Source organism: Shigella sp. SIG3, from assembly GCF_053555855.1.
In genome coordinates, this window is record NZ_JBQZXE010000043.1 from 1 (window position 1) to 26,940 (window position 26,940).

Sequence of the window (26,940 nt, forward strand, 5' to 3'; positions counted from 1 at the left end):
TGCATTTGATTATCGAAAAAATGGCCTGGCTGCATACGCTGATTATGGTGGGCGGTGGCCTGTATCTCTGCTGGATGGGTTACCAGATGCTACGCGGTGCACTGAAAAAAGAGGCTGTATCTGCGCCTGCACCACAGGTTGAGCTGGCGAAAAGCGGGCGCAGTTTCCTGAAAGGCTTACTGACCAATCTCGCCAATCCGAAAGCGATTATCTATTTTGGTTCGGTATTCTCATTGTTTGTCGGCGATAACGTTGGCACTACCGAGCGCTGGGGCATTTTCGCGTTGATTATTGTCGAAACACTGGCGTGGTTTACCGTCGTTGCCAGTCTGTTTGCCCTGCCGCAAATGCGCCGTGGTTATCAACGTCTGGCGAAGTGGATTGATGGTTTTGCCGGGGCGTTATTTGCCGGATTTGGCATTCATTTGATTATTTCGCGGTGATGCCAGACGCGTCTTCAGAGTAAGTCGGATAAGGCGTTTACGCCGCATCCGACATTATTTTTCACGCATGCCTCGCCGATGCTAACAGCGCTCCCACCAGCATAAACAACGAGCCGAAAATCTTATTCAGCGCCTTCATCTGCTTTGGTCCTTTAATCCATAGAGCAATCCTTTGAGCAAGGGTGGCGTAACCGATCATCACAATAATATCGACCACAATAGTGGTGACGCCGAGCACGATATACTGCATCAGTTGCGGCTGTTGCGGCATGATGAATTGCGGAAATAGCGCCGCCAGAAACACAATACTTTTGGGATTGGTGAGATTCACAAAAACTGCGCGCTGGAACAAATGTCGACGCGATTGAGTAGAGGCCAGCGATTTAAGATCAATTGCGCCAGCGGCGCGCCACTGCTGGATTCCCAGCCAAATCAAGTAAGCCGCGCCTGCCCACTTTAACACTTCAAACGCAATCACTGAGCGGGAAAATAGCGTCCCCAACCCCACGCCAACCAGCACAATATGAATCGCCAGTCCGGTCTGAAGCCCAGCAATAGACGCCACCGCGCCGCGATAACCGTGGTTGAGCGAGGTGGTCATAGTGTTGATTGCACCAGAGCCTGGCGACAGGCTTAAAATGATCGATGTCAGCAGGTAGGCAAACCACCATTCTAAGGTCATGATGAACTCCCGGTGTGTCTATTTTTGTGCCACAATACGCTACTGTCGCAGCGTTGTGTCAGGCACGCTTAAAAAAACGATTTTACGTGGTTTAAGAGGCAGATTACCCGATGTTTCAGCAGCAAAAAGACTGGGAAACAAGAGAAAACGCGTTTGCTGCTTTTACCATGGGACCGCTGACTGATTTCTGGCGTCAGCGTGATGAAGCAGAGTTTACTGGTGTGGATGACATTCCGGTGCGCTTTGTCCGTTTTCGCGCACAGCACCATGACCGGGTGGTAGTCATCTGCCCGGGGCGTATTGAGAGCTACGTAAAATATGCGGAACTGGCCTACGACCTGTTCCATTTGGGGTTTGATGTCTTAATCATCGACCATCGCGGGCAGGGACGTTCCGGTCGCCTGTTAGCCGATCCGCATCTCGGGCATGTTAATCGCTTTAATGATTATGTTGATGATCTGGCGGCATTCTGGCAGCAGGAGGTTCAGCCCGGTCCGTGGCGTAAACGCTATATACTGGCACATTCGATGGGCGGTGCGATCTCCACATTATTTCTGCAACGCCATCCAGGTGTATGTGACGCCATTGCGCTAACTGCGCCAATGTTTGGGATCGTGATTCGTATGCCGTCATTTATGGCACGGCAGATCCTCAACTGGGCCGAAGCGCATCCACGTTTCCGTGATGGCTATGCAATAGGCACCGGGCGCTGGCGCGCGTTGCCGTTTGCTATCAACGTACTGACCCACAGCAGACAGCGATATCGACGTAACTTACGCTTCTATGCTGATGACCCAACGATTCGCGTCGGTGGGCCGACCTACCATTGGGTACGCGAAAGTATTCTGGCTGGCGAACAGGTGTTAGCCGGTGCGGGTGATGACGCCACGCCAACGCTTCTCTTACAAGCTGAAGAGGAACGCGTGGTGGATAACCGCATGCACGACCGTTTTTGTGAACTCCGCACCGCCGCGGGCCATCCTGTCGAAGGAGGACGGCCGTTGGTAATAAAAGGTGCTTACCATGAGATCCTTTTTGAAAAGGACGCAATGCGCTCAGTCGCGCTCCACGCCATCGTTGATTTTTTCAACAGGCATAACTCACCCAGCGGAAACCGCTCTACAGAGGTTTAAATTTCTTATGTACCAGGTTGTTGCGTCTGATTTAGATGGCACGTTACTTTCTCCCGACCATACGTTATCCCCTTACGCCAAAGAAACTCTGAAGCTGCTCACCGCGCGCGGCATCAACTTTGTGTTTGCGACCGGTCGTCACCACGTTGATGTGGGGCAAATTCGCGATAATCTGGAGATTAAGTCTTACATGATTACCTCCAATGGTGCGCGCGTTCACGATCTGGATGGCAATCTGATTTTTGCTCATAACCTGGATCGCGACATTGCCAGCGATCTGTTTGGCGTAGTCAACGACAATCCGGACATCATTACTAACGTTTATCGCGACGACGAATGGTTTATGAATCGCCATCGCCCGGAAGAGATGCGCTTTTTTAAAGAAGCGGTGTTCAAATATGCGCTGTATGAGCCGGGATTACTGGAGCCGGAAGGCGTCAGCAAAGTGTTTTTCACCTGCGATTCCCATGAACAACTGCTGCCGCTGGAGCAGGCGATTAACGCTCGCTGGGGCGATCGCGTCAACGTCAGTTTCTCTACCTTAACCTGTCTGGAAGTGATGGCGGGCGGCGTGTCGAAAGGCCATGCGCTGGAAGCAGTGGCGAAGAAACTGGGCTACAGCCTGAAGGATTGTATTGCGTTTGGTGACGGGATGAACGACGCCGAAATGCTGTCGATGGCGGGGAAAGGCTGCATTATGGGCAGTGCGCACCAGCGTCTGAAAGATCTGCATCCGGAGCTGGAAGTTATTGGTACTAATGCCGACGACGCGGTGCCGCATTATCTGCGTAAACTCTATTTATCGTAATCGTTCTTTATTTGGTCAGTTGTCAACCTGATACTTCGCTACAATGGATACTCGTTAATCAAAGAGTTTTCCATTGTGGCGCTACTTATCATCACCACGATTCTGTGGGCCTTCTCCTTTAGCTTTTATGGCGAGTACCTTGCGGGGCACGTCGATAGCTATTTTGCGGTGCTGGTGCGCGTTGGCTTGGCGGCACTCGTTTTTCTGCCGTTTCTGCGTACCCGTAGCAATAGCCTGAAAACGGTCGGCCTGTATATGCTGGTGGGCGCGATGCAGCTCGGCGTGATGTATATGCTGAGTTTCCGCGCTTATCTCTACCTGACGGTCTCCGAATTGTTGCTGTTCACCGTACTGACGCCGCTCTACATCACGCTGATTTATGACATCATGAGTAAGCGCCGTCTGCGCTGGGGCTATGCTTTTAGCGCCTTGCTGGCGGTGATTGGTGCCGGGATTATTCGCTATGATCAGGTCACCGACCATTTCTGGACTGGCTTGTTGCTGGTGCAACTCTCCAATATCACTTTTGCCATCGGCATGGTGGGTTACAAACGCCTGATGGAAACTCGCCCGATGCCGCAGCATAACGCCTTTGCGTGGTTCTATCTTGGCGCGTTCCTGGTGGCGGTAATTGCATGGTTCTTGCTGGGAAATGCGCAGAAAATGCCGCAAACCACGTTGCAATGGGGCATTCTGGTGTTTCTTGGCGTGGTGGCTTCCGGGATTGGCTACTTTATGTGGAACTACGGCGCGACGCAGGTGGACGCCGGAACGCTGGGCATTATGAATAATATGCACGTTCCGGCAGGGCTGCTGGTAAACCTGGCTATCTGGCACCAACAGCCGCACTGGCCAACGTTTATTACAGGCGCGCTGGTGATCCTGGCCTCACTGTGGGTGCATCGTAAGTGGGTCGCTCCGCGCTCTTCACAAACGGCAGATGATCGCAGGCGTGATTGCGCGCTGAGCGAATAAACGCTTCCGTAACTGGCTGACGCTGCTCGCCATCGCGCACGGCGGCGTACAGTCGGCTCCACAAGCCTTCGCCCAGGGTTTTGGTCACCACCAGACCCTGGCGCTCAAAACTCTCTACTACCCAATGCGGTAGCGCGGCAATACCCATCCGCGCGGCAACCATTTGAATCAATAATAAGGTGTTATCGACGCTTTTCAGTGACGGGCTGACGCCTGCCGGCTGAAGAAAATGCCGCCAGACATCCAGTCGACTACGCTGCACCGGATAAATTAATAGCGTCTCGCTGGCGAGATCTTCCGGTGTAATACGCGTTTTTGCCGCCAGTGGATGGTCAGGTGCTAACACCAGGCGTACTTCATAATCGAACATCGGCGAATAATGCAGGCCACTGCGCGGCAGGATATCGGAGGTCATCACCAGATCCAGCTCGCCCTGTTGCAACGCGGGCTGCGGGTCAAACGTCACGCCCGATTTAAAATCCATCTCTACCTGCGGCCAGTTCTTATGGAAATTTTCTAAAGCGGGTGTCAGCCACTGAATACAGCTATGGCACTCAATGGCAATGCGCAGACGCGTCTGCTGCGGTTCATTGCAGGCTTGCAGTGCCTGGCTGATTTGCGGCAGCACCTGGTTTGCCAGTTGCAACAGGATTTCTCCCTGCGGTGTAAAGCGTAGCGGCTGGCTCTTACGCACAAATAGCCGGAAGCCAAGGCGTTGTTCCAGATCGCTAAACTGGTGAGACAGGGCGGATTGCGTCTGATGCAACGTTGCCGCAGCGGCTGCGAGCGAGCCGCAGTTCCGCAACGCTTGTAGCGTTTTCAGGTGTTTTACTTCGATCATGAAAGTCCTTCACTTCGGCATGAATAATTTGCGCTTGAGGAATATACAGTAACCGCCAATTATGGATGTGTAAACATCTGGACGGCTAAAATCCTTCGTCTTTTAAATTTATGGTGCGTTGGCTACGTTTCTCCACCCCGGTCACTTACTTCAGTAAGCTCCCGGCGATGAATAAACTTGCCGCCTTCCCTAAATTCAAAATCCATAGGATTTACATATAATTAGAGGAAGAAAAATGACAATATTGAATCACACCCTCGGTTTCCCTCGCGTTGGCCTGCGTCGCGAGCTGAAAAAAGTGCAAGAAAGTTATTGGGCGGGGAACTCCACGCGTGAAGAACTGCTGACAGTAGGGCGTGAACTGCGTGCTCGTCACTGGGATCAACAAAAGCAAGCGGGTATCGACCTGCTGCCGGTGGGCGATTTTGCCTGGTACGATCATGTACTGACCACCAGTTTGCTGCTGGGTAATGTTCCGCCACGTCATCAGAACAAAGACGGTTCGGTAGATATCGACACCCTGTTCCGTATTGGTCGTGGACGTGCGCCGACTGGCGAACCTGCGGCGGCAGCGGAAATGACCAAATGGTTTAACACCAACTATCACTACATGGTGCCGGAGTTCGTTAAAGGCCAACAGTTCAAACTGACCTGGACGCAGCTGCTGGAGGAAGTGGACGAGGCGCTGGCGCTGAGCCACAACGTTAAGCCTGTGCTGCTGGGGCCGGTTACTTACCTGTGGCTGGGGAAAGTGAAAGGTGAACAGTTTGACCGCCTTAGCCTGCTGAACGACATTCTGCCGGTTTATCAGCAAGTGCTGGCAGAACTGGCGAAACGCGGCATCGAGTGGGTACAGATTGATGAACCCGCGCTGGTACTGGAACTACCACAGGCGTGGCTGGACGCATACAAACCCGCTTACGACGCGCTCCAGGGACAGGTGAAACTGCTGCTGACCACCTATTTTGAAGGCGTAACGCCAAATCTCGACACGATTACTGCGCTGCCTGTTCAGGGGCTGCATGTGGACCTTGTACATGGTAAAGATGACGTTGTTGAACTGCACAAGCGCCTGCCTTCTGACTGGCTGCTGTCTGCGGGTCTAATCAATGGTCGTAACGTCTGGCGCGCCGATCTTACTGAGAAATATGCGCAAATTAAGGACATTGTCGGCAAACGTGATTTGTGGGTGGCATCTTCCTGCTCGTTGCTGCACAGCCCCATCGACCTGAGCGTGGAAACGCGTCTTGATGCAGAAGTGAAAAGCTGGTTTGCCTTCGCCCTACAAAAATGCCATGAACTGGCACTGCTGCGCGATGCGCTGAACAGTGGTGACACGGCAGCTCTGGCAGAGTGGAGCGCCCCAATTCAGGCGCGTCGTCACTCTACTCGTGTACATAATCCGGCGGTAGAAAAGCGTCTGGCGGCGATCACCGCCCAGGACAGCCAGCGTGCGAATGTCTATGAAGTGCGTGCTGAAGCCCAGCGTGCGCGTTTTAAACTGCCAGCGTGGCCGACCACCACGATTGGTTCCTTCCCGCAAACCACGGAAATTCGTACCCTGCGTCTGGATTTCAAAAAGGGCAATCTCGACGCCAACAACTACCGCACGGGCATTGCGGAACATATCAAGCAGGCCATTGTTGAGCAGGAACGTTTGGGACTGGATGTGCTGGTACATGGCGAGGCCGAGCGTAATGACATGGTGGAATACTTTGGCGAGCACCTCGACGGATTTGTCTTTACGCAAAACGGTTGGGTACAGAGCTACGGTTCCCGCTGCGTGAAGCCACCGATTGTCATTGGTGACATTAGCCGCCCGGCACCGATTACCGTGGAGTGGGCGAAGTATGCGCAATCGCTGACCGACAAACCGGTGAAAGGGATGCTGACGGGGCCGGTGACCATACTCTGCTGGTCGTTCCCGCGTGAAGATGTCAGCCGTGAAACCATCGCCAAACAGATTGCGCTGGCGCTGCGTGATGAAGTGGCCGATCTGGAAGCCGCTGGAATTGGCATCATCCAGATTGACGAACCGGCGCTGCGCGAAGGTTTACCGCTGCGTCGTAGCGACTGGGATGCGTATCTCCAGTGGGGCGTAGAGGCCTTCCGTATCAACGCCGCCGTGGCGAAAGATGACACACAAATCCACACTCACATGTGTTATTGCGAGTTCAACGACATCATGGATTCGATTGCGGCGCTGGACGCAGACGTCATCACCATCGAAACCTCGCGTTCCGACATGGAGTTGCTGGAGTCGTTTGAAGAGTTTGATTATCCAAATGAAATCGGTCCTGGCGTCTATGACATTCACTCGCCAAACGTACCGAGCGTGGAATGGATTGAAGCCTTGCTGAAGAAAGCGGCAAAACGCATTCCGGCAGAGCGCCTGTGGGTCAACCCGGACTGTGGCCTGAAAACGCGCGGCTGGCCAGAAACCCGCGCGGCACTGGCGAACATGGTGCAGGCGGCGCAGAATTTGCGTCGGGGGTAAATCCAAACCGGGTGGTAATACCACCCGGTCTTTTCTCATTACAGCGACTTCTTCCCACCATACTGCTTAAACCATTCCAGCATACGCTGCCAGCCATCTTTCGCAGATTCGGCATGATAGCTCGGGCGATAATCAGCGTTGAATGCATGCCCGGCATCCGGGTACACGATAATCTCTGCTTTCGCATTAGCAGCCCGCAGCGCCTGGCGCATCGTTTCAACGCTCTCCTGCGGAATGCTGTTATCCTGACCACCATATAAGCCGAGAACCGGTGCGTTAAGATCGGTTGCGATATCAACAGGTTGTTTCGGTGAATTCAGCGACTTGTCGCCCGTCAGTTTGCCGTACCACGCCACTGCGGCTTTTAGCTGTGGATTATGCGCGGCATACAGCCAGGTGATACGTCCACCCCAGCAGAATCCGGTGATCATTAAACGATGAACATCGCCGCCGTTGCGGGAAGCCCAACTGGCGACATGATCGAGATCGGCCAGCACCTGCGAGTCAGGCACTTTTGCTACCAGACCGCTAAGCAACGTGGGGATATCGGCAAAATCATTCGGATCGCCTTCGCGGAAGTAAAGTTCAGGTGCGATAGCCAGATACCCCTCCAGCGCCAGACGGCGACAAATGTCGCGGATATGTTCATGCACGCCAAAAATTTCCTGCACTACAATGACCACTGGCAGTGGGCCATCGCTTTGCTTTGGTCTGGCATGGTAAGCAGGCATGTTATCCCCTTGTGAAGGGATAGAGGTGAAGCCCGCCACAATCGCGTCGTCCGGGGTCTGAACGATGGTCGAAGCGAGAGGCGATGCAGCAGGTGCAAATCCAGATTGTTGTGTTGTTGCCATGGTATTCTCCGTACCCTTATAAAAATGTTGCGCAATGTTAACTATAGTCAGCATGCAACAAATCACATTGCCTGAATCGGCTCATCTTTTATGCAGTCCTGCAGAATGAAGAGTGATTTATGTGATATGAATCACTTTTGGTGGGTAAATTTATGCAACGCATTTGCGTCATGGTGATGAGTATCACGAAAAAATGTTAAACCCTTCGGTAAAGTGTCTTTTTGCTTCTTCTGACTAAACCGATTCACAGAGGAGTTGTATATGTCCAAGTCTGATGTTTTTCATCTCGGCCTCACTAAAAACGATTTACAAGGGGCTACGCTTGCCATCGTCCCTGGCGACCCGGATCGTGTGGAAAAGATCGCCGCGCTGATGGATAAGCCGGTTAAGCTGGCATCTCACCGCGAATTCACTACCTGGCGTGCAGAGCTGGATGGTAAACCTGTTATCGTCTGCTCTACCGGTATCGGCGGCCCGTCTACCTCTATTGCTGTTGAAGAGCTGGCACAGCTGGGCATTCGCACCTTCCTGCGTATCGGTACAACGGGCGCTATTCAGCCGCATATTAATGTGGGTGATGTCCTGGTTACCACGGCGTCTGTCCGTCTGGATGGCGCGAGCCTGCACTTCGCACCGCTGGAATTCCCGGCTGTCGCTGATTTCGAATGTACGACTGCGCTGGTTGAAGCTGCGAAATCTATTGGCGCGACAACTCACGTTGGCGTGACAGTTTCTTCTGATACCTTCTACCCAGGTCAGGAACGTTACGATACTTACTCTGGTCGCGTAGTTCGTCACTTTAAAGGTTCTATGGAAGAGTGGCAGGCGATGGGCGTAATGAACTATGAAATGGAATCTGCAACTCTGCTGACCATGTGTGCAAGTCAGGGCCTGCGTGCCGGTATGGTAGCGGGTGTTATCGTTAACCGCACCCAGCAAGAGATCCCGAATGCTGAGACGATGAAACAAACTGAAAGCCATGCGGTGAAAATCGTGGTGGAAGCGGCGCGTCGTCTGCTGTAATTCTCTTCTCCTGTCTGAAGGCCGACGCGTTCGGCCTTTTGTATTTTTGCGTAGCGCCTCGCAGGAAATGCCTTTCCAACTGGACGTTTGTACAGCACAATTCTATTTTGTGCGGGTAAGTTGTTGCGTCAGGAGGCGTTGTGGATTTCTCAATCATGGTTTACGCAGTTATTGCGTTGGTGGGTGTGGCAATTGGCTGGCTGTTTGCCAGTTATCAACATGCGCAGCAAAAAGCCGAGCAATTAGCTGAACGTGAAGAGATGGTCGCGGAGTTAAGCGCGGCAAAACAACAAATTACCCAAAGCGAGCACTGGCGTGCAGAGTGTGAATTGCTCAATAACGAAGTGCGCAGCCTGCAAAGTATTAACACCTCTCTGGAGGCCGATCTGCGTGAAGTAACCACGCGGATGGAAGCCGCACAGCAACATGCTGACGATAAAATTCGCCAGATGATTAACAGCGAGCAGCGCCTCAGTGAGCAGTTTGAAAACCTCGCCAACCGTATTTTTGAGCACAGCAATCGCCGGGTTGATGAGCAAAACCGTCAGAGTCTGAACAGCCTGTTGTCGCCGCTACGTGAACAACTGGACGGTTTCTGCCGTCAGGTTCAGGACAGCTTCGGTAAAGAAGCACAAGAACGCCATACCCTGACCCACGAAATTCGCAATCTCCAGCAACTCAACGCGCAAATGGCCCAGGAAGCGATCAACCTGACGCGCGCGCTGAAAGGCGACAATAAAACCCAGGGCAACTGGGGCGAGGTAGTATTGACGCGGGTGCTGGAGGCTTCCGGTCTGCGTGAAGGGTATGAATATGAAACCCAGGTCAGCATCGAAAATGACGCCCGCTCGCGGATGCAGCCGGATGTCATCGTGCGGCTGCCGCAGGGAAAAGATGTGGTGATCGACGCCAAAATGACGCTGGTCGCCTATGAACGCTATTTTAACGCCGAAGACGACTACACCCGCGAAAGCGCGCTACAGGAACATATCGCGTCGGTGCGTAACCATATCCGTTTGCTGGGACGCAAAGATTATCAACAGCTGCCGGGGCTGCGAACTCTGGATTACGTGCTGATGTTTATTCCCGTTGAACCCGCTTTTTTACTGGCGCTTGACCGCCAGCCGGAGCTGATCACCGAAGCGTTGAAAAACAATATCATGCTGGTTAGCCCGACTACGCTGCTGGTGGCGTTGCGTACTATTGCCAACCTGTGGCGTTATGAGCATCAAAGCCGTAACGCCCAGCAAATCGCCGATCGTGCCAGCAAGCTGTACGACAAGATGCGTTTGTTCATCGATGACATGTCCGCGATTGGTCAAAGTCTCGACAAAGCGCAGGATAACTACCGCCAGGCAATGAAAAAACTCTCTTCAGGTCGCGGAAATGTGCTGGCGCAGGCAGAAGCGTTTCGCGGTTTAGGAGTAGAAATTAAACGCGAGATTAATCCGGATTTGGCTGAACAGGCGGTGAGCCAGGATGAAGAGTATCGACTTCGGTCGGTTCCGGGGCAGCCGAATGATGAAGCTTATCAACGCGATGATGAATATAATCAGCAGTCGTGCTAGCCCATTAGGGGTAGTTAAGCCGGGTAGAAATCTAGGGCATCGACGCCCAATCTGTTACACTTCTGGAACAATTTTTTGATGAGCAGGCATTGAGATGGTGGATAAGTCACAAGAAACGACGCACTTTGGTTTTCAGACCGTCGCGAAGGAACAAAAAGCGGATATGGTCGCCCACGTTTTCCATTCCGTGGCATCAAAATACGATGTCATGAATGATTTGATGTCATTTGGTATTCATCGTTTGTGGAAGCGATTCACGATTGATTGCAGCGGCGTACGCCGTGGGCAGACCGTGCTGGATCTGGCTGGTGGCACCGGCGACCTGACAGCGAAATTCTCCCGCCTGGTCGGAGAAACTGGCAAAGTGGTCCTTGCTGATATCAATGAATCCATGCTCAAAATGGGACGCGAGAAGCTGCGTAATATCGGTGTGATTGGCAACGTTGAGTATGTTCAGGCGAACGCTGAGGCGCTGCCGTTCCCGGATAACACCTTTGATTGCATCACCATTTCGTTTGGTCTGCGTAACGTCACCGACAAAGATAAAGCACTGCGTTCAATGTATCGCGTGCTGAAACCCGGCGGCCGCCTGCTGGTGCTTGAGTTCTCGAAGCCAATTATCGAGCCGCTGAGCAAAGCCTATGATGCATACTCCTTCCATGTGCTGCCGCGTATTGGCTCACTGGTCGCGAACGACGCCGACAGCTACCGTTATCTGGCAGAATCCATCCGTATGCATCCCGATCAGGATACCCTGAAAGCCATGATGCAGGATGCCGGATTCGAAAGTGTCGACTACTACAATCTGACGGCAGGGGTTGTGGCGCTGCATCGTGGTTATAAGTTCTGACAGGAGACCGGAAATGCCTTTTAAACCTTTAGTGACGGCAGGAATTGAAAGTCTGCTCAACACCTTCCTGTATCGCTCACCCGCGCTGAAAACAGCCCGCTCGCGTCTGCTGGGTAAAGTATTGCGCGTGGAGGTAAAAGGCTTTTCGACGTCATTGATTCTGGTGTTCAGCGAACGCCAGGTTGATGTACTGGGCGAATGGGCAGGCGATGCTGACTGCACCGTTATCGCCTACGCCAGTGTGTTGCCGAAACTTCGCGATCGCCAGCAGCTTACCGCACTGATTCGCAGTGGTGAGCTGGAAGTGCAGGGCGATATTCAGGTGGTGCAAAACTTCGTTGCGCTGGCAGATCTGGCAGAGTTCGACCCTGCGGAACTGCTGGCCCCTTATACCGGTGATATCGCCGCTGAAGGAATCAGAAAAGCCATGCGCGGAGGCGCAAAGTTCCTGCATCACGGCATTAAGCGCCAGCAACGTTATGTGGCGGAAGCCATTACTGAAGAGTGGCGTATGGCACCCGGTCCGCTTGAAGTGGCCTGGTTTGCGGAAGAGACGGCTGCCGTCGAGCGTGCTGTTGATGCCCTGACCAAACGGCTGGAAAAACTGGAGGCTAAATGACGCCTGGTGAAGTACGGCGCCTATATTTCATCATTCGCACTTTTTTAAGCTACGGACTTGATGAACTGATCCCCAAAATGCGTATCACCCTGCCGCTACGGCTATGGCGATACTCATTATTCTGGATGCCAAATCGGCATAAAGACAAACTTTTAGGTGAGCGACTACGACTGGCCCTGCAAGAACTGGGGCCGGTTTGGATCAAGTTCGGGCAAATGTTATCAACCCGCCGCGATCTTTTTCCACCGCATATTGCCGATCAGCTGGCGTTATTGCAGGACAAAGTTGCTCCGTTTGATGGCAAGCTGGCGAAGCAGCAGATTGAAGCTGCAATGGGCGGCTTGCCGGTAGAAGCGTGGTTTGACGATTTTGAAATCAAGCCGCTGGCTTCTGCTTCTATCGCCCAGGTTCATACCGCGCGATTGAAATCGAATGGTAAAGAGGTGGTGATTAAAGTCATCCGCCCGGATATTTTGCCGGTCATTAAAGCGGATCTGAAACTTATCTACCGTCTGGCTCGCTGGGTGCCGCGTTTGCTGCCGGATGGTCGCCGTCTGCGCCCAACCGAAGTGGTGCGCGAGTACGAAAAGACCTTGATTGATGAACTGAATTTGCTGCGGGAATCTGCCAACGCCATTCAGCTTCGGCGCAATTTTGAAGACAGCCCGATGCTCTACATCCCGGAAGTTTACCCTGACTATTGTAGTGAAGGGATGATGGTGATGGAGCGCATTTACGGCATTCCGGTGTCTGATGTTGCGGCGCTGGAGAAAAACGGCACTAACATGAAATTGCTGGCGGAACGCGGCGTGCAGGTGTTCTTCACTCAGGTCTTTCGCGACAGCTTTTTCCATGCCGATATGCACCCTGGCAACATCTTCGTAAGCTATGAACACCCGGAAAACCCGAAATATATCGGCATTGATTGCGGGATTGTTGGCTCGCTAAACAAAGAAGATAAACGCTATCTGGCAGAAAACTTTATCGCCTTCTTTAATCGCGACTATCGCAAAGTGGCAGAGCTACACGTCGATTCTGGCTGGGTGCCACCAGATACCAACGTTGAAGAGTTCGAATTTGCCATTCGTACGGTCTGTGAACCTATCTTTGAGAAACCGCTGGCCGAAATTTCGTTTGGACATGTACTGTTAAATCTGTTTAATACGGCGCGTCGCTTCAATATGGAAGTGCAGCCGCAACTGGTGTTACTCCAGAAAACCCTGCTCTATGTCGAAGGGGTAGGACGCCAGCTTTATCCGCAGCTCGATTTATGGAAAACAGCGAAGCCTTTCCTGGAGTCGTGGATTAAAGATCAGGTCGGTATTCCTGCCCTGGTGAGAGCATTTAAAGAAAAAGCGCCGTTCTGGGTCGAAAAAATGCCAGAACTGCCTGAACTGGTTTACGACAGTTTGCGCCAGGGCAAGTATTTACAGCACAGTGTTGATAAGATTGCCCGCGAGCTTCAGTCAAATCATGTACGTCAGGGACAATCGCGTTATTTTCTCGGAATTGGCGCTACGTTAGTATTAAGTGGCACATTCTTGTTGGTCAGCCGACCTGAGTGGGGGCTGATGCCCGGCTGGTTAATGGCAGGTGGTCTGATCGCCTGGTTTGTCGGTTGGCGCAAAACACGCTGATTTTTTCATCGCTCAAGGCGGGCCGTGTAACGTATAATGCGGCTTTGTTTAATCATCATCTACCACAGAGGAACATGTATGGGTGGTATCAGTATTTGGCAGTTATTGATTATTGCCGTCATCGTTGTACTGCTTTTTGGCACCAAAAAGCTCGGCTCCATCGGTTCCGATCTTGGTGCGTCGATCAAAGGCTTTAAAAAAGCAATGAGCGATGATGAACCAAAGCAGGATAAAACCAGTCAGGATGCTGATTTTACTGCGAAAACTATCTCCGATAAGCAGGCGGATACGAATCAGGAACAGGCTAAAACAGAAGACGCGAAGCGCCACGATAAAGAGCAGGTGTAATCCGTGTTTGATATCGGTTTTAGCGAACTGCTATTGGTGTTCATCATCGGCCTCGTCGTTCTGGGGCCGCAACGACTGCCTGTGGCGGTAAAAACGGTAGCGGGCTGGATTCGCGCGTTGCGTTCACTGGCGACAACGGTGCAGAACGAACTGACCCAGGAGTTAAAACTCCAGGAGTTTCAGGACAGTCTGAAAAAGGTTGAAAAGGCGAGCCTCACTAACCTGACGCCCGAACTGAAAGCGTCGATGGATGAACTACGCCAGGCCGCGGAGTCGATGAAGCGTTCCTACGTTGCAAACGATCCTGAAAAGGCGAGCGATGAAGCGCACACCATCCATAACCCGGTGGTGAAAGATAATGAAGCTGCGCATGAGGGCGTAACGCCTGCCGCTGCACAAACGCAGGCCAGTTCGCCGGAACAGAAGCCAGAAACCACGCCAGAGCCGGTGGTAAAACCTGCTGCGGACGCTGAACCGAAAACCGCTGCACCTTCCCCTTCGTCGAGTGATAAACCGTAAACATGTCTGTAGAAGATACTCAACCGCTTATCACGCATCTGATTGAGCTGCGTAAGCGTCTGCTGAACTGCATTATCGCGGTGATCGTGATATTCCTGTGTCTGGTCTATTTCGCCAATGACATCTATCACCTGGTATCCGCGCCATTGATCAAGCAGTTGCCGCAAGGTTCAACGATGATCGCCACCGACGTGGCCTCGCCGTTCTTTACGCCGATCAAGCTGACCTTTATGGTGTCGCTGATTCTGTCAGCGCCGGTGATTCTCTATCAGGTGTGGGCATTTATCGCCCCAGCGCTGTATAAGCATGAACGTCGCCTGGTGGTGCCGCTGCTGGTTTCCAGCTCTCTGCTGTTTTATATCGGCATGGCATTCGCCTACTTTGTGGTCTTTCCGCTGGCATTTGGCTTCCTTGCCAATACCGCGCCGGAAGGGGTGCAGGTATCCACCGACATCGCCAGCTATTTAAGCTTCGTTATGGCGCTGTTTATGGCGTTTGGTGTCTCCTTTGAAGTGCCGGTGGCAATTGTGCTGCTGTGCTGGATGGGGATTACCTCGCCAGAAGACTTACGCAAAAAACGCCCGTATGTGCTGGTTGGTGCATTCGTTGTCGGGATGTTGCTGACGCCGCCGGATGTCTTCTCGCAAACGCTATTGGCGATCCCGATGTACTGTCTGTTTGAAATCGGTGTCTTCTTCTCACGCTTTTACGTTGGTAAAGGGCGAAATCGGGAAGAGGAAAACGACGCTGAAGCAGAAAGCGAAAAAACTGAAGAATAAATTCAACCGCCCGTCAGGGCGGTTGTCATATGGAGTACAGGATGTTTGATATCGGCGTTAATTTGACCAGTTCGCAATTTGCGAAAGACCGTGATGATGTTGTAGCGCGCGCTTTTGACGCGGGAGTTAATGGGCTACTCATCACCGGCACTAACCTGCGTGAAAGCCAGCAGGCGCAAAAGCTGGCGCGTCAGTATTCGTCCTGTTGGTCAACGGCGGGCGTTCATCCTCACGACAGCAGCCAGTGGCAAGCTGCGACTGAAGAAGCGATTATTGAGCTGGCCGCGCAGCCAGAAGTGGTGGCGATTGGTGAATGTGGTCTCGACTTTAACCGCAACTTTTCGACGCCGGAAGAGCAGGAACGCGCTTTTGTTGCTCAGCTACGCATTGCCGCAGAATTAAACATGCCGGTATTTATGCACTGTCGCGATGCCCACGAGCGGTTTATGACATTGCTGGAGCCGTGGCTGGATAAACTGCCTGGTGCGGTTCTTCATTGCTTTACCGGCACACGCGAAGAGATGCAGGCGTGCGTGGCGCGTGGAATTTATATCGGCATTACCGGTTGGGTTTGCGATGAACGACGCGGGCTGGAGCTGCGGGAATTGTTGCCGTTGATTCCGGCGGAGAAATTGCTGATCGAAACAGATGCGCCGTATCTGCTCCCGCGCGATCTCACGCCAAAGCCATCATCCCGGCGCAACGAGCCAGCCCATCTGCCCCATATTTTGCAACGTATTGCGCACTGGCGTGGAGAAGATGCCGCATGGCTGGCTGCCACCACGGATGCCAATGTCAAAACACTGTTTGGGATTGCGTTTTAGAGTTTGCGGAACTCGGTGTTCTTCACACTGTGCTTAATCTCTTTATTAATAAGATTAAGCAATAGCATGGAGCGAGCCTCACCATCGGGTTCGGTGAAAATGGCCTGAAAGCCTTCGAACGCGCCTTCGGTAATAATCACCTTATCACCCGGATAAGGGGGGGCCGGATCGACAATGTCTTTCGGTTTATATACCGATAGCTGATGAATCACCGCCGATGGGACTATCGCTGGCGACGCGCCAAAGCGCACAAAGTGGCTGACGCCACGCGTAGCGCTGATGGTCGTGGTATGAATCACTTCTGGATCAAATTCCACAAACAGGTAGTTAGGGAATAACGGTTCACTGACTGCGGTACGTTTACCCCGTACGATTTTTTCCAGGGTGATCATCGGAGCGAGGCAATTAACCGCCTGTCTCTCAAGGTGTTCCTGGGCACGTTGAAGTTGCCCGCGCTTGCAGTACAGTAAATACCAGGATTGCATAATGACTCTTATCCGTTTAATCGGGGCGCAAGGATAGCAAAAGCTTTACGCTAAGTTAATTATATTCCCCGGTTTGCGTTATACCGTCAGAGTTCACGCTAATTTAACAAATTTACAGCATTGCAAAGATGAACGCCGTATAATGGGCGCAGATTAAGAGGCTACAATGGACGCCATGAAATATAACGATTTACGCGACTTCCTGACGCTGCTTGAACAGCAGGGTGAGCTAAAACGTATCACGCTCCCGGTGGATCCGCATCTGGAAATCACTGAAATTGCTGACCGCACTCTGCGTGCTGGTGGGCCTGCGCTGTTGTTCGAAAACCCTAAAGGCTACTCAATGCCGGTGCTGTGCAACCTGTTCGGTACGCCAAAGCGCGTGGCGATGGGCATGGGGCAGGAAGATGTTTCGGCGCTGCGTGAAGTTGGTAAATTATTGGCGTTTCTGAAAGAGCCGGAGCCGCCAAAAGGTTTCCGCGACCTGTTTGATAAACTGCCGCAGTTTAAGCAGGTGTTAAACATGCCGACAAAGCGACTGCGTGGTGCGCCCTGCCAACAAAAAATCGTCTCTGGCGATGACGTCGATCTCAATCGCATTCCCATTATGACCTGCTGGCCGGAAGATGCCGCGCCGCTGATTACCTGGGGGCTGACCGTAACGCGCGGCCCGCATAAAGAGCGGCAGAATCTGGGCATTTATCGCCAGCAGCTGATTGGTAAAAACAAACTGATTATGCGCTGGCTGTCGCATCGCGGCGGCGCGCTGGATTATCAGGAGTGGTGTGCGGCGCATCCGGGCGAACGTTTCCCGGTTTCTGTGGCGCTGGGTGCCGATCCTGCCACGATTCTCGGTGCAGTCACCCCCGTTCCGGATACGCTTTCAGAGTATGCGTTTGCCGGATTGCTACGCGGCACCAAAACCGAAGTAGTAAAGTGTATTTCCAATGACCTCGAAGTGCCAGCCAGTGCCGAAATCGTCCTGGAAGGGTATATCGATCCTGGTGAGATGGCGCCGGAAGGGCCGTATGGTGACCACACAGGTTACTATAATGAAGTCGATAGTTTCCCGGTGTTTACCGTGACGCATATTACCCAGCGTGAAGATGCGATTTACCATTCCACCTATACCGGGCGTCCGCCAGATGAGCCCGCGGTACTGGGCGTGGCGTTGAACGAAGTGTTTGTACCGATTCTGCAAAAACAGTTCCCGGAAATTGTCGATTTTTACCTGCCGCCGGAAGGCTGTTCTTATCGTCTGGCGGTAGTGACGATCAAAAAACAGTACGCCGGACACGCGAAGCGCGTCATGATGGGCGTCTGGTCGTTCTTACGCCAGTTTATGTACACTAAATTTGTGATCGTTTGCGATGATGACGTCAACGCACGCGACTGGAACGATGTGATTTGGGCGATTACCACCCGTATGGACCCGGCGCGGGATACTGTTCTGGTAGAAAATACGCCTATTGATTATCTGGATTTTGCCTCGCCTGTCTCTGGGCTGGGTTCAAAAATGGGGCTGGATGCCACGAATAAATGGCCGGGGGAAACCCAGCGTGAATGGGGACGTCCCATCAAAAAAGATCCAGATGTTGTCACGTATATTGACGCCATCTGGGATGAACTGGCTATTTTTAACAACGGTAAAAGCGCCTGATGCGCGTTTGTTTTGCCCTATTTATCGATCCGACAGAGAAAGCGCATGACAACCTTAAGCTGTAAAGTGACCTCGGTAGAAGCTATCACGGATACCGTATATCGTGTCCGCATCGTGCCAGACGCGGCCTTTTCTTTTCGTGCTGGTCAGTATTTGATGGTAGTGATGGATGAGCGCGACAAACGTCCGTTCTCAATGGCCTCGACGCCGGATGAAAAAGGGTTTATCGAGCTGCATATTGGCGCTTCTGAAATCAACCTTTACGCGAAAGCAGTCATGGACCGCATCCTCAAAGATCATCAAATCGTGGTCGACATTCCCCACGGAGAAGCGTGGCTGCGCGATGATGAAGAGCGTCCGATGATTTTGATTGCGGGCGGCACCGGGTTCTCTTATGCCCGCTCGATTTTGCTGACAGCGTTGGCGCGTAACCCAAACCGTGATATCACCATTTACTGGGGCGGGCGTGAAGAGCAGCATCTGTATGATCTCTGCGAGCTTGAGGCGCTTTCGTTAAAGCACCCTGGTCTGCAAGTGGTGCCGGTGGTTGAACAACCGGAAGCAGGCTGGCGTGGGCGTACTGGTACCGTGTTAACGGCGGTATTGCAGGATCATGGTACGCTGGCAGAGCATGATATCTATATTGCCGGACGTTTTGAGATGGCGAAAATTGCCCGTGACCTGTTTTGCAGTGAGCGTAATGCGCGGGAAGATCGCCTGTTTGGCGATGCGTTTGCATTTATCTGAGATATAAAAAAACCCGCCCCTGACAGGCGGGAAGAACGGCAACTAAAACTTTATTCAGTGGCATTTAGATCTATGTCGCATCCGGCAAGTGGTTAAACCCGCTCAAACACCGTCGCAATACCCTGACCCAGACCGATACACATCGTCGCCAGACCAAACTGAACGTCTTTGCGTTCCATCAGATTCAGCAGCGTGGTGCTGATACGCGCACCGGAACAACCCAGCGGATGACCCAGCGCGATCGCACCACCATTGAGGTTGATCTTCTCGTCAATCTGCTCCATTAGCCCGAGATCTTTAATGCACGGCAGGATCTGCGCGGCAAAGGCTTCGTTCATCTCAAACACGCCGATATCGCTGGCAGAAAGCCCCGCTTTTTTCAGCGCCAGCTTCGAGGCCGGAACCGGGCCGTAACCCATAATCGATGGGTCACAACCAACGACCGCCATCGAACGCACACGAGCGCGCGGCTTAAGACCTAATTCATGGGCGCGGCTTTCACTCATCACCAGCATGGCAGCTGCGCCATCGGAAAGTGCAGAAGATGTGCCCGCCGTTACCGTACCGTTTACTGGATCAAACGCCGGACGCAGCGTGGCGAGGGCTTCCACGGTGGTTTCCGGGCGAATCACTTCGTCGTAATTAAACTGCTTCAGGACGCCGTCGGCATCGTGACCACCAGTTGGGATGATTTCATTTTTAAATGCGGCCGACTGCGTGGCGGCCCAGGCGCGGGCGTGTGACCGCGCGGCAAAGGCATCCTGCATTTCACGGCTGATACCGTGTATACGCGCCAGCATTTCTGCCGTTAAGCCCATCATGCCCGCCGCTTTGGCTACATTGCGGCTCAGGCCGGGGTGAAAATCGACGCCGTGACTCATCGGCACATGGCCCATATGCTCCACGCCGCCAACCAGACATGCCTGCGCATCGCCAGTCATGATCATTCGTGCTGCGTCATGCAGTGCCTGCATGGATGAACCACACAAGCGATTGACGGTAACCGCCGGGACAGAGTGCGGCACTTCTGCCAGCAGCGCCGCGTTACGGGCGATGTTAAAACCCTGCTCCAGCGTCTGTTGCACACAACCCCAGTAAATATCGTCGAGGGCCGCCGCTTCCAGCGCCGGGTTACGCGCCAGCAGGCTACGCATTAAATGAGCGGAGAGATCTTCCGCACGCACGTTACGAAAAGCACCGCCCTTCGAACGGCCCATCGGGGTGCGAATTGCATCGACAATGACAACCTGTTCCATTGTGATTCCTTAAGCCGTTTTCAGGTCGCCAACCGGACGGGCTGGCTCAACCGGAGGATAGTACGGTTCGTTATGACGCGCTTTATTACGCAGACCTTCCGGCACTTCATACAGCGGGCCGAGGTGCTGATATTGCTGTGCCATATCGAGGTATTTTGCGCTACCGAGGGTGTCCAGCCAGCGGAACGCGCCGCCGTGGAACGGAGGGAAGCCCAGGCCGTAGACCAGCGCCATATCCGCTTCCGCCGGAGTGGCGATAATGCCCTCTTCCAGACAGCGCACCACTTCGTTGACCATCGGGATCATCATGCGGGCGATAATCTCTTCTTCGCTGAAATCGCGCTTCGGTTGGCTCACTTCTGCCAGCAGGTCTTCAACGGCGGCGTCTTCTTCTTTCTTCGGCTTACCTTTGCTGTCTTCTTTATAACGCCAGAAACCGAGGCCGTTCTTCTGACCAAAGCGGTTGGCATCAAACAGCGCGTCGATGGCATCGCGGTAATCTTTCTGCATCCGCTGCGGGAAGCCTGCTGCCATGACAGCCTGAGCGTGATGCGCGGTATCAATGCCCACAACGTCCAGCAGATATGCCGGGCCCATCGGCCAGCCAAACTGTTTTTCCATCACTTTGTCGATCTTGCGGAAATCCGCGCCGTCGCGCAGCAGCTGGCTGAAACCGGCGAAATACGGGAACAGCACGCGGTTAACAAAGAAGCCGGGGCAGTCGTTAACCACAATCGGCGTCTTGCCCATCTTGCTCGCCCAGGCGACAACTTTCGCGATGGTTTCGTCGGAGCTTTTCTCGCCGCGAATAATTTCTACCAACGGCATTCGGTGGACCGGGTTAAAGAAGTGCATCCCGCAGAAGTTTTCCGGGCGTTCCAGCGCGTTGGCCAGTTCGCTGATAGGAATGGTTGAAGTGTTAGACGCCAGCACGGTATCCTGGCGTACTTTTTGTTCGGTTTCTGCCAGTACGGCTTTTTTCACTTTCGGGTTTTCAACAACCGCTTCTACCACAATATCCACGCGGTCAAATCCGGCGTAGTCGAGCGTTGGGTGGATCGTGGAGATCACGCCAGCCAGTTTCAGACCATCGATCTTGCCGCGCTCAAGCTGCTTGTTCAGCAGTTTCGCGGCTTCGGTCATGCCGAGGGTTAACGACTTGTCGTTGATATCTTTCATGACAACCGGCACGCCTTTCCACGCGGACTGGTAAGCGATACCGCCACCCATGATGCCTGCGCCCAGCACAGCAGCCTGTTTCGGGGTTTCAACGTCTTTGGTGAGTTTCTTCGCTTTGCCTTTTACATATTGATCGTTAAGGAAAATGCCGACCAGTGCGCGAGCTTCGTTGGTATGCGCCAGCGGGACAAAACTTTTGTTTTCCAGATTTAAGGCTTCTTCACGACCAAAACGGGCCGCAGCTTCAATGGTTTTTACTGCGGTGATGGGGGCCGGATAATGTTTCCCCGCCGTTTGCGCGACCATTCCTTTAGCGATGGTGAAGCTCATGGTGGCTTCAATCTTGCTCAGTTTTAGCGGTTCCAGCTTCGGCTGACGTTTCGCTTTCCAGTCGAGGTCGCCGTTAATGGCCTGGCGTAAAATCGCCATCGCCCCTTCAATCAGTTTTTCTGCTTTGACTACGCCATCCACCAGACCGATTTTCAGCGCCTGATCCGCGCCGACATCTTTACCGGCGGCAGTGATTTCCAGTGCACTGTCAGCGCCCAGCATACGTGGCATACGTACAGAACCGCCAAAGCCCGGCATGATGCCCAGTTTGGTTTCCGGCAGACCGATGCGCAGATCCGGCGTCGCCAGACGATAATCGGTCGCCAGCACGCATTCGCAGCCACCACCCAGCGCATAGCCGTTGACGGCAGCAATGGTCGGCACCGGCAGATCTTCCAGGCGATTAAACACGCTATTGGCAAAGTGCAGCCACTGACTTAACTGTTCTTCAGGAACGAGGAACAGGGACAAAAATTCGGTGATATCAGCACCGACGATAAAGGCTGCTTTGTTCGAACGCAGCAGCAGCCCTTTTAGATCTGATTGCTGTTCCAGCACGCCGATGGCCTCGCCGAGGCTGGCGACGGTCGCAGTGTCGAGTTTATTAACTGAACCTGGGGCATCAAATACCAGTTCGGCAATGCCATCTTCCAGCCAGTCAAGGTACAGGGTGTCGCCTTTGTAAAGCATGTCAGTCTCCTGAATCCGCAAGGTGATCTGGTCGTACCAGATGCATCGGAGTGTGTGTTTTGTGTTAAAAATATGCAAATAAAAGATTAAAGAAATGCCGATCTGATCACGCTCGGCAGAAATCACGCTCTGGATGAACGATGTGCTAAGATGCGGAGACTTAAGGTCAAAAAAACAGAAGGGTAAAAAATGGAATCACTGGCCTCGCTCTATAAAAATCATATAGCTACCTTACAAGAACGGACTCGCGATGCGCTGGCGCGCTTCAAGCTGGATGCATTACTTATTCACTCCGGCGAGCTGTTCAACGTTTTTCTCGACGATCATCCCTATCCGTTTAAAGTGAACCCGCAATTCAAAGCGTGGGTGCCGGTAACTCAGGTGCCAAACTGCTGGTTGCTGGTGGATGGCGTGAACAAGCCGAAACTGTGGTTCTATCTGCCGGTTGATTACTGGCACAACGTCGAACCGCTGCCGACCTCCTTCTGGACTGAAGATGTGGAAGTGATCACGCTGCCGAAAGCCGATGGCATTGGTAGCCTGCTGCCTGCTGCGCGCGGCAATATCGGTTATATCGGTCCGGTGCCGGAACGTGCGCTGCAACTGGGTATTGAGGCCAGCAACATCAACCCGAAAGGGGTGATCGACTACCTGCATTATTACCGCTCCTTCAAAACCGAGTACGAACTGGCCTGTATGCGTGAAGCGCAGAAAATGGCGGTCAATGGTCATCGTGCGGCAGAAGAAGCGTTCCGTTCTGGCATGAGCGAGTTCGATATCAATATTGCCTATCTGACCGCGACCGGTCATCGTGATACCGACGTACCTTACAGCAACATTGTGGCGCTTAACGAACACGCTGCGGTGTTGCATTACACCAAACTGGACCACCAGGCACCGGAAGAGATGCGCAGCTTCCTGCTGGATGCCGGGGCCGAATATAACGGCTATGCGGCTGACCTGACCCGTACCTGGTCGGCAAAAAGCGACAACGACTACGCACAGCTGGTGAAAGACGTAAATGATGAACAACTGGGGCTGATCGCCACCATGAAAGCAGGCGTCAGCTATGTGGATTACCACATCCAGTTCCATCAGCGCATCGCCAAACTGCTGCGTAAACATCAAATCATCACCGATATGAGTGAAGAAGCGATGGTCGAAAACGATCTCACCGGACCGTTTATGCCGCACGGTATTGGCCATCCGCTGGGCCTGCAGGTGCATGACGTCGCCGGTTTTATGCAGGATGATAGCGGTACACACCTCGCGGCACCGGCAAAATATCCGTACCTGCGCTGCACCCGTATTCTCCAGCCGGGCATGGTGTTAACCATCGAACCGGGTATCTACTTCATTGAATCGCTTCTGGCACCGTGGCGTGAAGGGCAGTTCAGCAAGCACTTCAACTGGCAGAAAATTGAAGCACTGAAACCGTTCGGCGGCATTCGTATCGAAGACAACGTGGTGATCCACGAAAACAACGTGGAAAACATGACCCGGGATCTGAAACTGGCGTGATGGAAAGCTGGTTAATTCCTGCGGCACCGGTCACGGTCGTTGAAGAGATCAAAAAGAGCCGCTTCATAACGATGTTGGCGCATACCGATGGCGTTGAGGCGGCGAAAGCGTTTGTTGAATCGGTGCGGGCAGAACACCCCGATGCCCGCCACCATTGCGTGGCGTGGGTGGCGGGTGCGCCGGATGATTCTCAACAGCTGGGTTTCTCTGACGACGGGGAGCCGGCGGGAACGGCAGGTAAACCGATGCTCGCCCAGCTAATGGGCAGCGGCGTCGGGGAAATTACCGCTGTGGTAGTGCGCTACTACGGCGGCATATTGCTTGGCACCGGTGGGTTAGTGAAAGCGTATGGCGGCGGCGTGAATCAGGCGCTGCGCCAGCTAACGACCCAACGCAAGACGCCATTAACCGAATATACTTTGCAATGTGAATATAGTCAGTTAACCGGCATTGAAGCGTTGCTGGGGCAGTGTGACGGCAAAATTATCAACAGTGATTATCAGGCATTCGTTCTGCTGCGGGTGGCGCTTCCGGCGGCGAAAGTGGCTGAATTTTCCGCAAAGCTGGCGGATTTTAGCCGTGGTTCATTGCAATTGTTAGCGATTGAAGAATAATCCCCACTTCGTTTTGCAGAACTAAGGAAGCGGCAGAGATGCATTTTCGCGCCATTACCCGAATCGTTGGACTACTGGTCATCTTATTTTCAGGGACCATGATTATCCCTGGGCTGGTAGCACTCATCTACCGGGATGGAGCGGGCCGCGCTTTTACCCAGACCTTTTTTGTCGCCCTCGCCATTGGCTCTATGCTGTGGTGGCCGAACCGCAAAGAGAAGGGCGAACTGAAATCCCGTGAGGGGTTTCTGATAGTGGTGCTGTTTTGGACCGTGCTGGGTAGTGTCGGTGCGCTCCCTTTTATCTTCTCGGAAAGCCCGAACCTCACGATTACCGATGCGTTTTTTGAATCTTTCTCTGGCCTGACCACCACCGGGGCCACTACGCTGGTGGGGCTGGATTCGCTCCCTCATGCCATCCTCTTTTATCGCCAGATGCTGCAATGGTTTGGCGGGATGGGGATCATCGTGTTAGCGGTTGCGATACTGCCTATCCTCGGCGTGGGTGGGATGCAGCTCTATCGCGCAGAAATGCCCGGCCCGCTGAAAGATAACAAAATGCGCCCGCGAATTGCGGAAACGGCGAAAACTCTGTGGTTGATTTATGTCTTGCTGACCGTCGCCTGTGCGCTGGCGTTGTGGTTTGCCGGAATGGATGCCTTTGATGCCATCGGCCATAGCTTTGCGACTATCGCTATTGGCGGCTTCTCGACACATGATGCCAGTATCGGTTATTTCGACAGTCCGGCTATTAACACTATCATTGCTATCTTCCTGCTGATCTCCGGCTGTAACTACGGTCTGCACTTTTCACTGTTAAGTGGGCGTAGTCTGAAGGTTTATTGGCGCGATCCGGAATTTCGCATGTTTATCGGCGTACAGTTTACGCTGGTGGTTATTTGTACACTCGTACTGTGGTTTCATAATGTCTACAGTTCGGCGCTGATGACAATTAACCAGGCGTTTTTCCAGGTGGTATCGATGGCGACAACCGCCGGGTTTACGACTGACAGCATTGCCCGCTGGCCGCTCTTTTTGCCGGTACTGCTTTTATGTTCAGCTTTTATCGGCGGTTGCGCCGGGTCAACGGGCGGTGGCCTGAAAGTGATCCGCATCCTGCTGCTGTTTAAGCAGGGGAACCGTGAGCTGAAACGACTGGTGCATCCGAACGCCGTCTATAGCATTAAGCTGGGGAATCGCGCACTGCCGGAACGTATCCTCGAAGCCGTTTGGGGATTTTTCTCCGCCTATGCATTGGTGTTTATTGTCAGTATGCTGGCGATTATCGCCACGGGCGTGGATGATTTTTCTGCCTTTGCCTCAGTTGTTGCGACATTGAATAACCTGGGGCCAGGGCTTGGCGTGGTTGCTGATAACTTTACCAGTATGAACCCGGTGGCTAAATGGATCCTGATTGCCAACATGCTGTTTGGTCGTCTCGAGGTCTTTACATTGCTGGTGCTCTTTACCCCGACTTTCTGGCGTGAATGATGGAGTAATACGTGAAAACATTAATTCTTTTCTCAACAAGGGACGGACAAACGCGCGAGATTGCCTCCTACCTGGCTTCGGAACTGAAAGAACTGGGGATCCAGACGGATGTCGCCAATGTGCACCGCATTGAAGAACCACAATGGGAAAACTATGACCGTGTGGTCATTGGTGCTTCTATTCGCTATGGTCACTACCACTCTGCGTTCCAGGAATTTGTCAAAAAACATGCGACGCGACTGAATTCGATGCCGAGCGCCTTTTATTCCGTAAACCTGGTGGCGCGCAAACCGGAGAAGCGTACTCCACAGACCAACAGCTACGCGCGGAAGTTTCTGATGAACTCGCAATGGCGTCCCGATCGCTGCGCGGTCATTGCCGGGGCGCTGCGTTACCCACGTTATCGCTGGTACGACCGTTTTATGCTCAAGCTGATTATGAAGATGTCAGGCGGTGAAACGGATACGCGCAAAGAAGTTGTCTATACCGATTGGGAGCAGGTGGCGAATTTCGCCCGAGAAATCGCCCATTTAACCGACAAACCGACGCTGAAATAAGCATAAAGAAT

General features: G+C 53.0%; 26 protein-coding genes. 20 read left to right on the plus strand and 6 right to left on the minus strand.

What is annotated here, in order from left to right; all coding sequences use genetic code 11:
* The coding region (locus ACUU1I_RS10000) for a LysE family transporter (RefSeq protein ID WP_449144835.1) at positions 1–443 on the plus strand (443 nt) is incomplete at its 5' end.
* A 61-nt stretch (positions 444–504) separates the two neighbouring features.
* Here the strand turns inward: ACUU1I_RS10000 and rhtB are convergent.
* Entirely contained in the window at positions 505–1,125 is a 621-nt protein-coding gene (rhtB, locus tag ACUU1I_RS10005) for a homoserine/homoserine lactone efflux protein (RefSeq protein WP_000171710.1), read from the minus strand.
* A gap of 110 nt (positions 1,126–1,235) precedes the next feature.
* Between rhtB and pldB the strand changes: the two genes are divergently transcribed.
* The 3 genes from pldB (at position 1,236) to bioP (ending at position 4,041) form a co-directional block, all read left to right on the plus strand.
* Entirely contained in the window at positions 1,236–2,258 is a 1,023-nt protein-coding gene (pldB, locus tag ACUU1I_RS10010) for a lysophospholipase L2 (RefSeq protein ID WP_000487654.1), read from the plus strand.
* 7 nt (positions 2,259–2,265) lie between these two features.
* The gene (gene yigL, locus ACUU1I_RS10015) at positions 2,266–3,066 is read left to right on the plus strand and encodes a sugar/pyridoxal phosphate phosphatase YigL (RefSeq protein ID WP_000285352.1); all 801 of its coding nucleotides are present in this window, start codon (positions 2,266–2,268) and stop codon (positions 3,064–3,066) included.
* Positions 3,067–3,141: 75 nt separating this feature from the next.
* Positions 3,142–4,041, plus strand: coding sequence for a biotin transporter (bioP, locus tag ACUU1I_RS10020; protein WP_005071626.1), 900 nt, complete (start codon positions 3,142–3,144; stop codon positions 4,039–4,041).
* Here bioP and metR read toward each other — a convergent pair.
* A complete protein-coding gene (metR, locus tag ACUU1I_RS10025; RefSeq protein ID WP_000573621.1) occupies positions 3,929–4,882 on the minus strand; it encodes an HTH-type transcriptional regulator MetR in 954 nt (317 codons plus the stop codon). The two genes, bioP and metR, sit on opposite strands and share 113 nt — an antisense overlap.
* 235 nt (positions 4,883–5,117) lie before the next feature.
* Here metR and metE point away from each other — a divergent pair, with 235 nt between their 5' ends.
* A complete protein-coding gene (gene metE / locus ACUU1I_RS10030; protein ID WP_000153994.1) occupies positions 5,118–7,379 on the plus strand; it encodes a 5-methyltetrahydropteroyltriglutamate--homocysteine S-methyltransferase in 2,262 nt (753 codons plus the stop codon).
* A gap of 38 nt (positions 7,380–7,417) precedes the next feature.
* On the opposite strand, the gene ACUU1I_RS10035 is transcribed toward metE, so the two are convergent.
* Complete coding sequence (locus ACUU1I_RS10035; protein ID WP_001296987.1) at positions 7,418–8,233, minus strand: dienelactone hydrolase family protein; 816 nt, start codon at positions 8,231–8,233, stop codon at positions 7,418–7,420.
* A 261-nt stretch (positions 8,234–8,494) separates the two neighbouring features.
* Between ACUU1I_RS10035 and udp the strand changes: the two genes are divergently transcribed.
* The 9 genes from udp to tatD all read left to right on the plus strand — a co-directional run bounded on the left by udp (position 8,495) and on the right by tatD (position 16,400).
* The gene (udp, locus tag ACUU1I_RS10040) at positions 8,495–9,256 is read left to right on the plus strand and encodes a uridine phosphorylase (RefSeq protein WP_000045183.1); all 762 of its coding nucleotides are present in this window, start codon (positions 8,495–8,497) and stop codon (positions 9,254–9,256) included.
* A gap of 140 nt (positions 9,257–9,396) precedes the next feature.
* Complete coding sequence (gene rmuC, locus ACUU1I_RS10045; protein WP_000347701.1) at positions 9,397–10,824, plus strand: DNA recombination protein RmuC; 1,428 nt, start codon at positions 9,397–9,399, stop codon at positions 10,822–10,824.
* A 94-nt stretch (positions 10,825–10,918) separates the two neighbouring features.
* Positions 10,919–11,674: a bifunctional demethylmenaquinone methyltransferase/2-methoxy-6-polyprenyl-1,4-benzoquinol methylase UbiE gene (gene ubiE / locus ACUU1I_RS10050; RefSeq protein WP_000227958.1), complete on the plus strand. Its 756-nt coding sequence runs from the start codon at positions 10,919–10,921 to the stop codon at positions 11,672–11,674.
* A gap of 13 nt (positions 11,675–11,687) precedes the next feature.
* Positions 11,688–12,293, plus strand: a complete 606-nt coding sequence (ubiJ, locus tag ACUU1I_RS10055; RefSeq protein ID WP_005071621.1) for a ubiquinone biosynthesis protein UbiJ — start codon at positions 11,688–11,690, stop codon at positions 12,291–12,293.
* Entirely contained in the window at positions 12,290–13,930 is a 1,641-nt protein-coding gene (gene ubiB, locus ACUU1I_RS10060; RefSeq protein ID WP_000187530.1) for a ubiquinone biosynthesis regulatory protein kinase UbiB, read from the plus strand. The genes ubiJ and ubiB overlap by 4 nt, the downstream gene beginning before the upstream one ends.
* 78 nt (positions 13,931–14,008) lie before the next feature.
* Complete coding sequence (tatA, locus tag ACUU1I_RS10065; protein WP_005071619.1) at positions 14,009–14,278, plus strand: Sec-independent protein translocase subunit TatA; 270 nt, start codon at positions 14,009–14,011, stop codon at positions 14,276–14,278.
* A 3-nt stretch (positions 14,279–14,281) separates the two neighbouring features.
* On the plus strand, positions 14,282–14,797 hold the full coding sequence (gene tatB / locus ACUU1I_RS10070) for a Sec-independent protein translocase protein TatB (RefSeq protein ID WP_000459594.1): 516 nt from the start codon (positions 14,282–14,284) through the stop codon (positions 14,795–14,797).
* A gap of 2 nt (positions 14,798–14,799) precedes the next feature.
* Positions 14,800–15,576 (plus strand): Sec-independent protein translocase subunit TatC, encoded by a 777-nt coding sequence (tatC, locus tag ACUU1I_RS10075; protein ID WP_000109943.1) that lies wholly within the window; start codon positions 14,800–14,802, stop codon positions 15,574–15,576.
* 41 nt (positions 15,577–15,617) lie between these two features.
* Positions 15,618–16,400 (plus strand): 3'-5' ssDNA/RNA exonuclease TatD, encoded by a 783-nt coding sequence (gene tatD / locus ACUU1I_RS10080; protein WP_001299486.1) that lies wholly within the window; start codon positions 15,618–15,620, stop codon positions 16,398–16,400.
* Here tatD and rfaH read toward each other — a convergent pair.
* On the minus strand, positions 16,397–16,885 hold the full coding sequence (rfaH, locus tag ACUU1I_RS10085) for a transcription/translation regulatory transformer protein RfaH (RefSeq protein ID WP_001192403.1): 489 nt from the start codon (positions 16,883–16,885) through the stop codon (positions 16,397–16,399). The genes tatD and rfaH overlap by 4 nt on opposite strands.
* 166 nt (positions 16,886–17,051) lie before the next feature.
* Between rfaH and ubiD the strand changes: the two genes are divergently transcribed.
* Positions 17,052–18,545, plus strand: coding sequence for a 4-hydroxy-3-polyprenylbenzoate decarboxylase (gene ubiD, locus ACUU1I_RS10090; protein WP_000339797.1), 1,494 nt, complete (start codon positions 17,052–17,054; stop codon positions 18,543–18,545).
* Positions 18,546–18,590: 45 nt separating this feature from the next.
* Positions 18,591–19,292, plus strand: a complete 702-nt coding sequence (fre, locus tag ACUU1I_RS10095; protein WP_000209826.1) for an NAD(P)H-flavin reductase — start codon at positions 18,591–18,593, stop codon at positions 19,290–19,292.
* A 92-nt stretch (positions 19,293–19,384) separates the two neighbouring features.
* Here fre and fadA read toward each other — a convergent pair whose 3' ends face one another.
* Positions 19,385–20,548 (minus strand): acetyl-CoA C-acyltransferase FadA, encoded by a 1,164-nt coding sequence (gene fadA, locus ACUU1I_RS10100; RefSeq protein ID WP_000438723.1) that lies wholly within the window; start codon positions 20,546–20,548, stop codon positions 19,385–19,387.
* A 9-nt stretch (positions 20,549–20,557) separates the two neighbouring features.
* Positions 20,558–22,747: a fatty acid oxidation complex subunit alpha FadB gene (gene fadB / locus ACUU1I_RS10105; protein ID WP_000965975.1), complete on the minus strand. Its 2,190-nt coding sequence runs from the start codon at positions 22,745–22,747 to the stop codon at positions 20,558–20,560.
* Between the two features lie 189 nt (positions 22,748–22,936).
* Between fadB and pepQ the strand changes: the two genes are divergently transcribed.
* Genes pepQ through hemG form a run of 4 tightly spaced genes read left to right on the plus strand, consistent with a single transcriptional unit; the run spans position 22,937 to position 26,929 of the window.
* Positions 22,937–24,268 (plus strand): Xaa-Pro dipeptidase, encoded by a 1,332-nt coding sequence (gene pepQ / locus ACUU1I_RS10110; protein WP_000444578.1) that lies wholly within the window; start codon positions 22,937–22,939, stop codon positions 24,266–24,268.
* Positions 24,268–24,882: an IMPACT family protein gene (locus ACUU1I_RS10115; protein ID WP_001296979.1), complete on the plus strand. Its 615-nt coding sequence runs from the start codon at positions 24,268–24,270 to the stop codon at positions 24,880–24,882. The genes pepQ and ACUU1I_RS10115 overlap by 1 nt, the downstream gene beginning before the upstream one ends.
* 38 nt (positions 24,883–24,920) lie before the next feature.
* A complete protein-coding gene (gene trkH, locus ACUU1I_RS10120) occupies positions 24,921–26,372 on the plus strand; it encodes a Trk system potassium transporter TrkH (protein WP_000545664.1) in 1,452 nt (483 codons plus the stop codon).
* An 11-nt stretch (positions 26,373–26,383) separates the two neighbouring features.
* Positions 26,384–26,929: a menaquinone-dependent protoporphyrinogen IX dehydrogenase gene (hemG, locus tag ACUU1I_RS10125; protein ID WP_000853972.1), complete on the plus strand. Its 546-nt coding sequence runs from the start codon at positions 26,384–26,386 to the stop codon at positions 26,927–26,929.
* The last annotated feature ends 11 nt before the right edge of the window (positions 26,930–26,940 follow it).

What these genes read in the sequence shown, in the direction of transcription:
- pepQ (WP_000444578.1), top strand. Translation starts at nt 22,937, where the DNA reads ATGGAATCACTGGCCTCGCTCTATAAAAATCATATAGCTACCTTACAA.
- ACUU1I_RS10035 (WP_001296987.1), bottom strand. Translation starts at nt 8,233, where the DNA reads ATGGCAACAACACAACAATCTGGATTTGCACCTGCTGCATCGCCTCTC.
- rfaH (WP_001192403.1), bottom strand. Translation starts at nt 16,885, where the DNA reads ATGCAATCCTGGTATTTACTGTACTGCAAGCGCGGGCAACTTCAACGT.
- rhtB (WP_000171710.1), bottom strand. Translation starts at nt 1,125, where the DNA reads ATGACCTTAGAATGGTGGTTTGCCTACCTGCTGACATCGATCATTTTA.
- ACUU1I_RS10115 (WP_001296979.1), top strand. Translation starts at nt 24,268, where the DNA reads ATGGAAAGCTGGTTAATTCCTGCGGCACCGGTCACGGTCGTTGAAGAG.
- fadA (WP_000438723.1), bottom strand. Translation starts at nt 20,548, where the DNA reads ATGGAACAGGTTGTCATTGTCGATGCAATTCGCACCCCGATGGGCCGT.
- ubiJ (WP_005071621.1), top strand. Translation starts at nt 11,688, where the DNA reads ATGCCTTTTAAACCTTTAGTGACGGCAGGAATTGAAAGTCTGCTCAAC.
- fadB (WP_000965975.1), bottom strand. Translation starts at nt 22,747, where the DNA reads ATGCTTTACAAAGGCGACACCCTGTACCTTGACTGGCTGGAAGATGGC.
- tatC (WP_000109943.1), top strand. Translation starts at nt 14,800, where the DNA reads ATGTCTGTAGAAGATACTCAACCGCTTATCACGCATCTGATTGAGCTG.
- pldB (WP_000487654.1), top strand. Translation starts at nt 1,236, where the DNA reads ATGTTTCAGCAGCAAAAAGACTGGGAAACAAGAGAAAACGCGTTTGCT.
- tatD (WP_001299486.1), top strand. Translation starts at nt 15,618, where the DNA reads ATGTTTGATATCGGCGTTAATTTGACCAGTTCGCAATTTGCGAAAGAC.
- metE (WP_000153994.1), top strand. Translation starts at nt 5,118, where the DNA reads ATGACAATATTGAATCACACCCTCGGTTTCCCTCGCGTTGGCCTGCGT.
- udp (WP_000045183.1), top strand. Translation starts at nt 8,495, where the DNA reads ATGTCCAAGTCTGATGTTTTTCATCTCGGCCTCACTAAAAACGATTTA.
- trkH (WP_000545664.1), top strand. Translation starts at nt 24,921, where the DNA reads ATGCATTTTCGCGCCATTACCCGAATCGTTGGACTACTGGTCATCTTA.
- yigL (WP_000285352.1), top strand. Translation starts at nt 2,266, where the DNA reads ATGTACCAGGTTGTTGCGTCTGATTTAGATGGCACGTTACTTTCTCCC.
- ubiE (WP_000227958.1), top strand. Translation starts at nt 10,919, where the DNA reads ATGGTGGATAAGTCACAAGAAACGACGCACTTTGGTTTTCAGACCGTC.
- metR (WP_000573621.1), bottom strand. Translation starts at nt 4,882, where the DNA reads ATGATCGAAGTAAAACACCTGAAAACGCTACAAGCGTTGCGGAACTGC.
- tatA (WP_005071619.1), top strand. Translation starts at nt 14,009, where the DNA reads ATGGGTGGTATCAGTATTTGGCAGTTATTGATTATTGCCGTCATCGTT.
- ubiB (WP_000187530.1), top strand. Translation starts at nt 12,290, where the DNA reads ATGACGCCTGGTGAAGTACGGCGCCTATATTTCATCATTCGCACTTTT.
- ubiD (WP_000339797.1), top strand. Translation starts at nt 17,052, where the DNA reads ATGGACGCCATGAAATATAACGATTTACGCGACTTCCTGACGCTGCTT.
- fre (WP_000209826.1), top strand. Translation starts at nt 18,591, where the DNA reads ATGACAACCTTAAGCTGTAAAGTGACCTCGGTAGAAGCTATCACGGAT.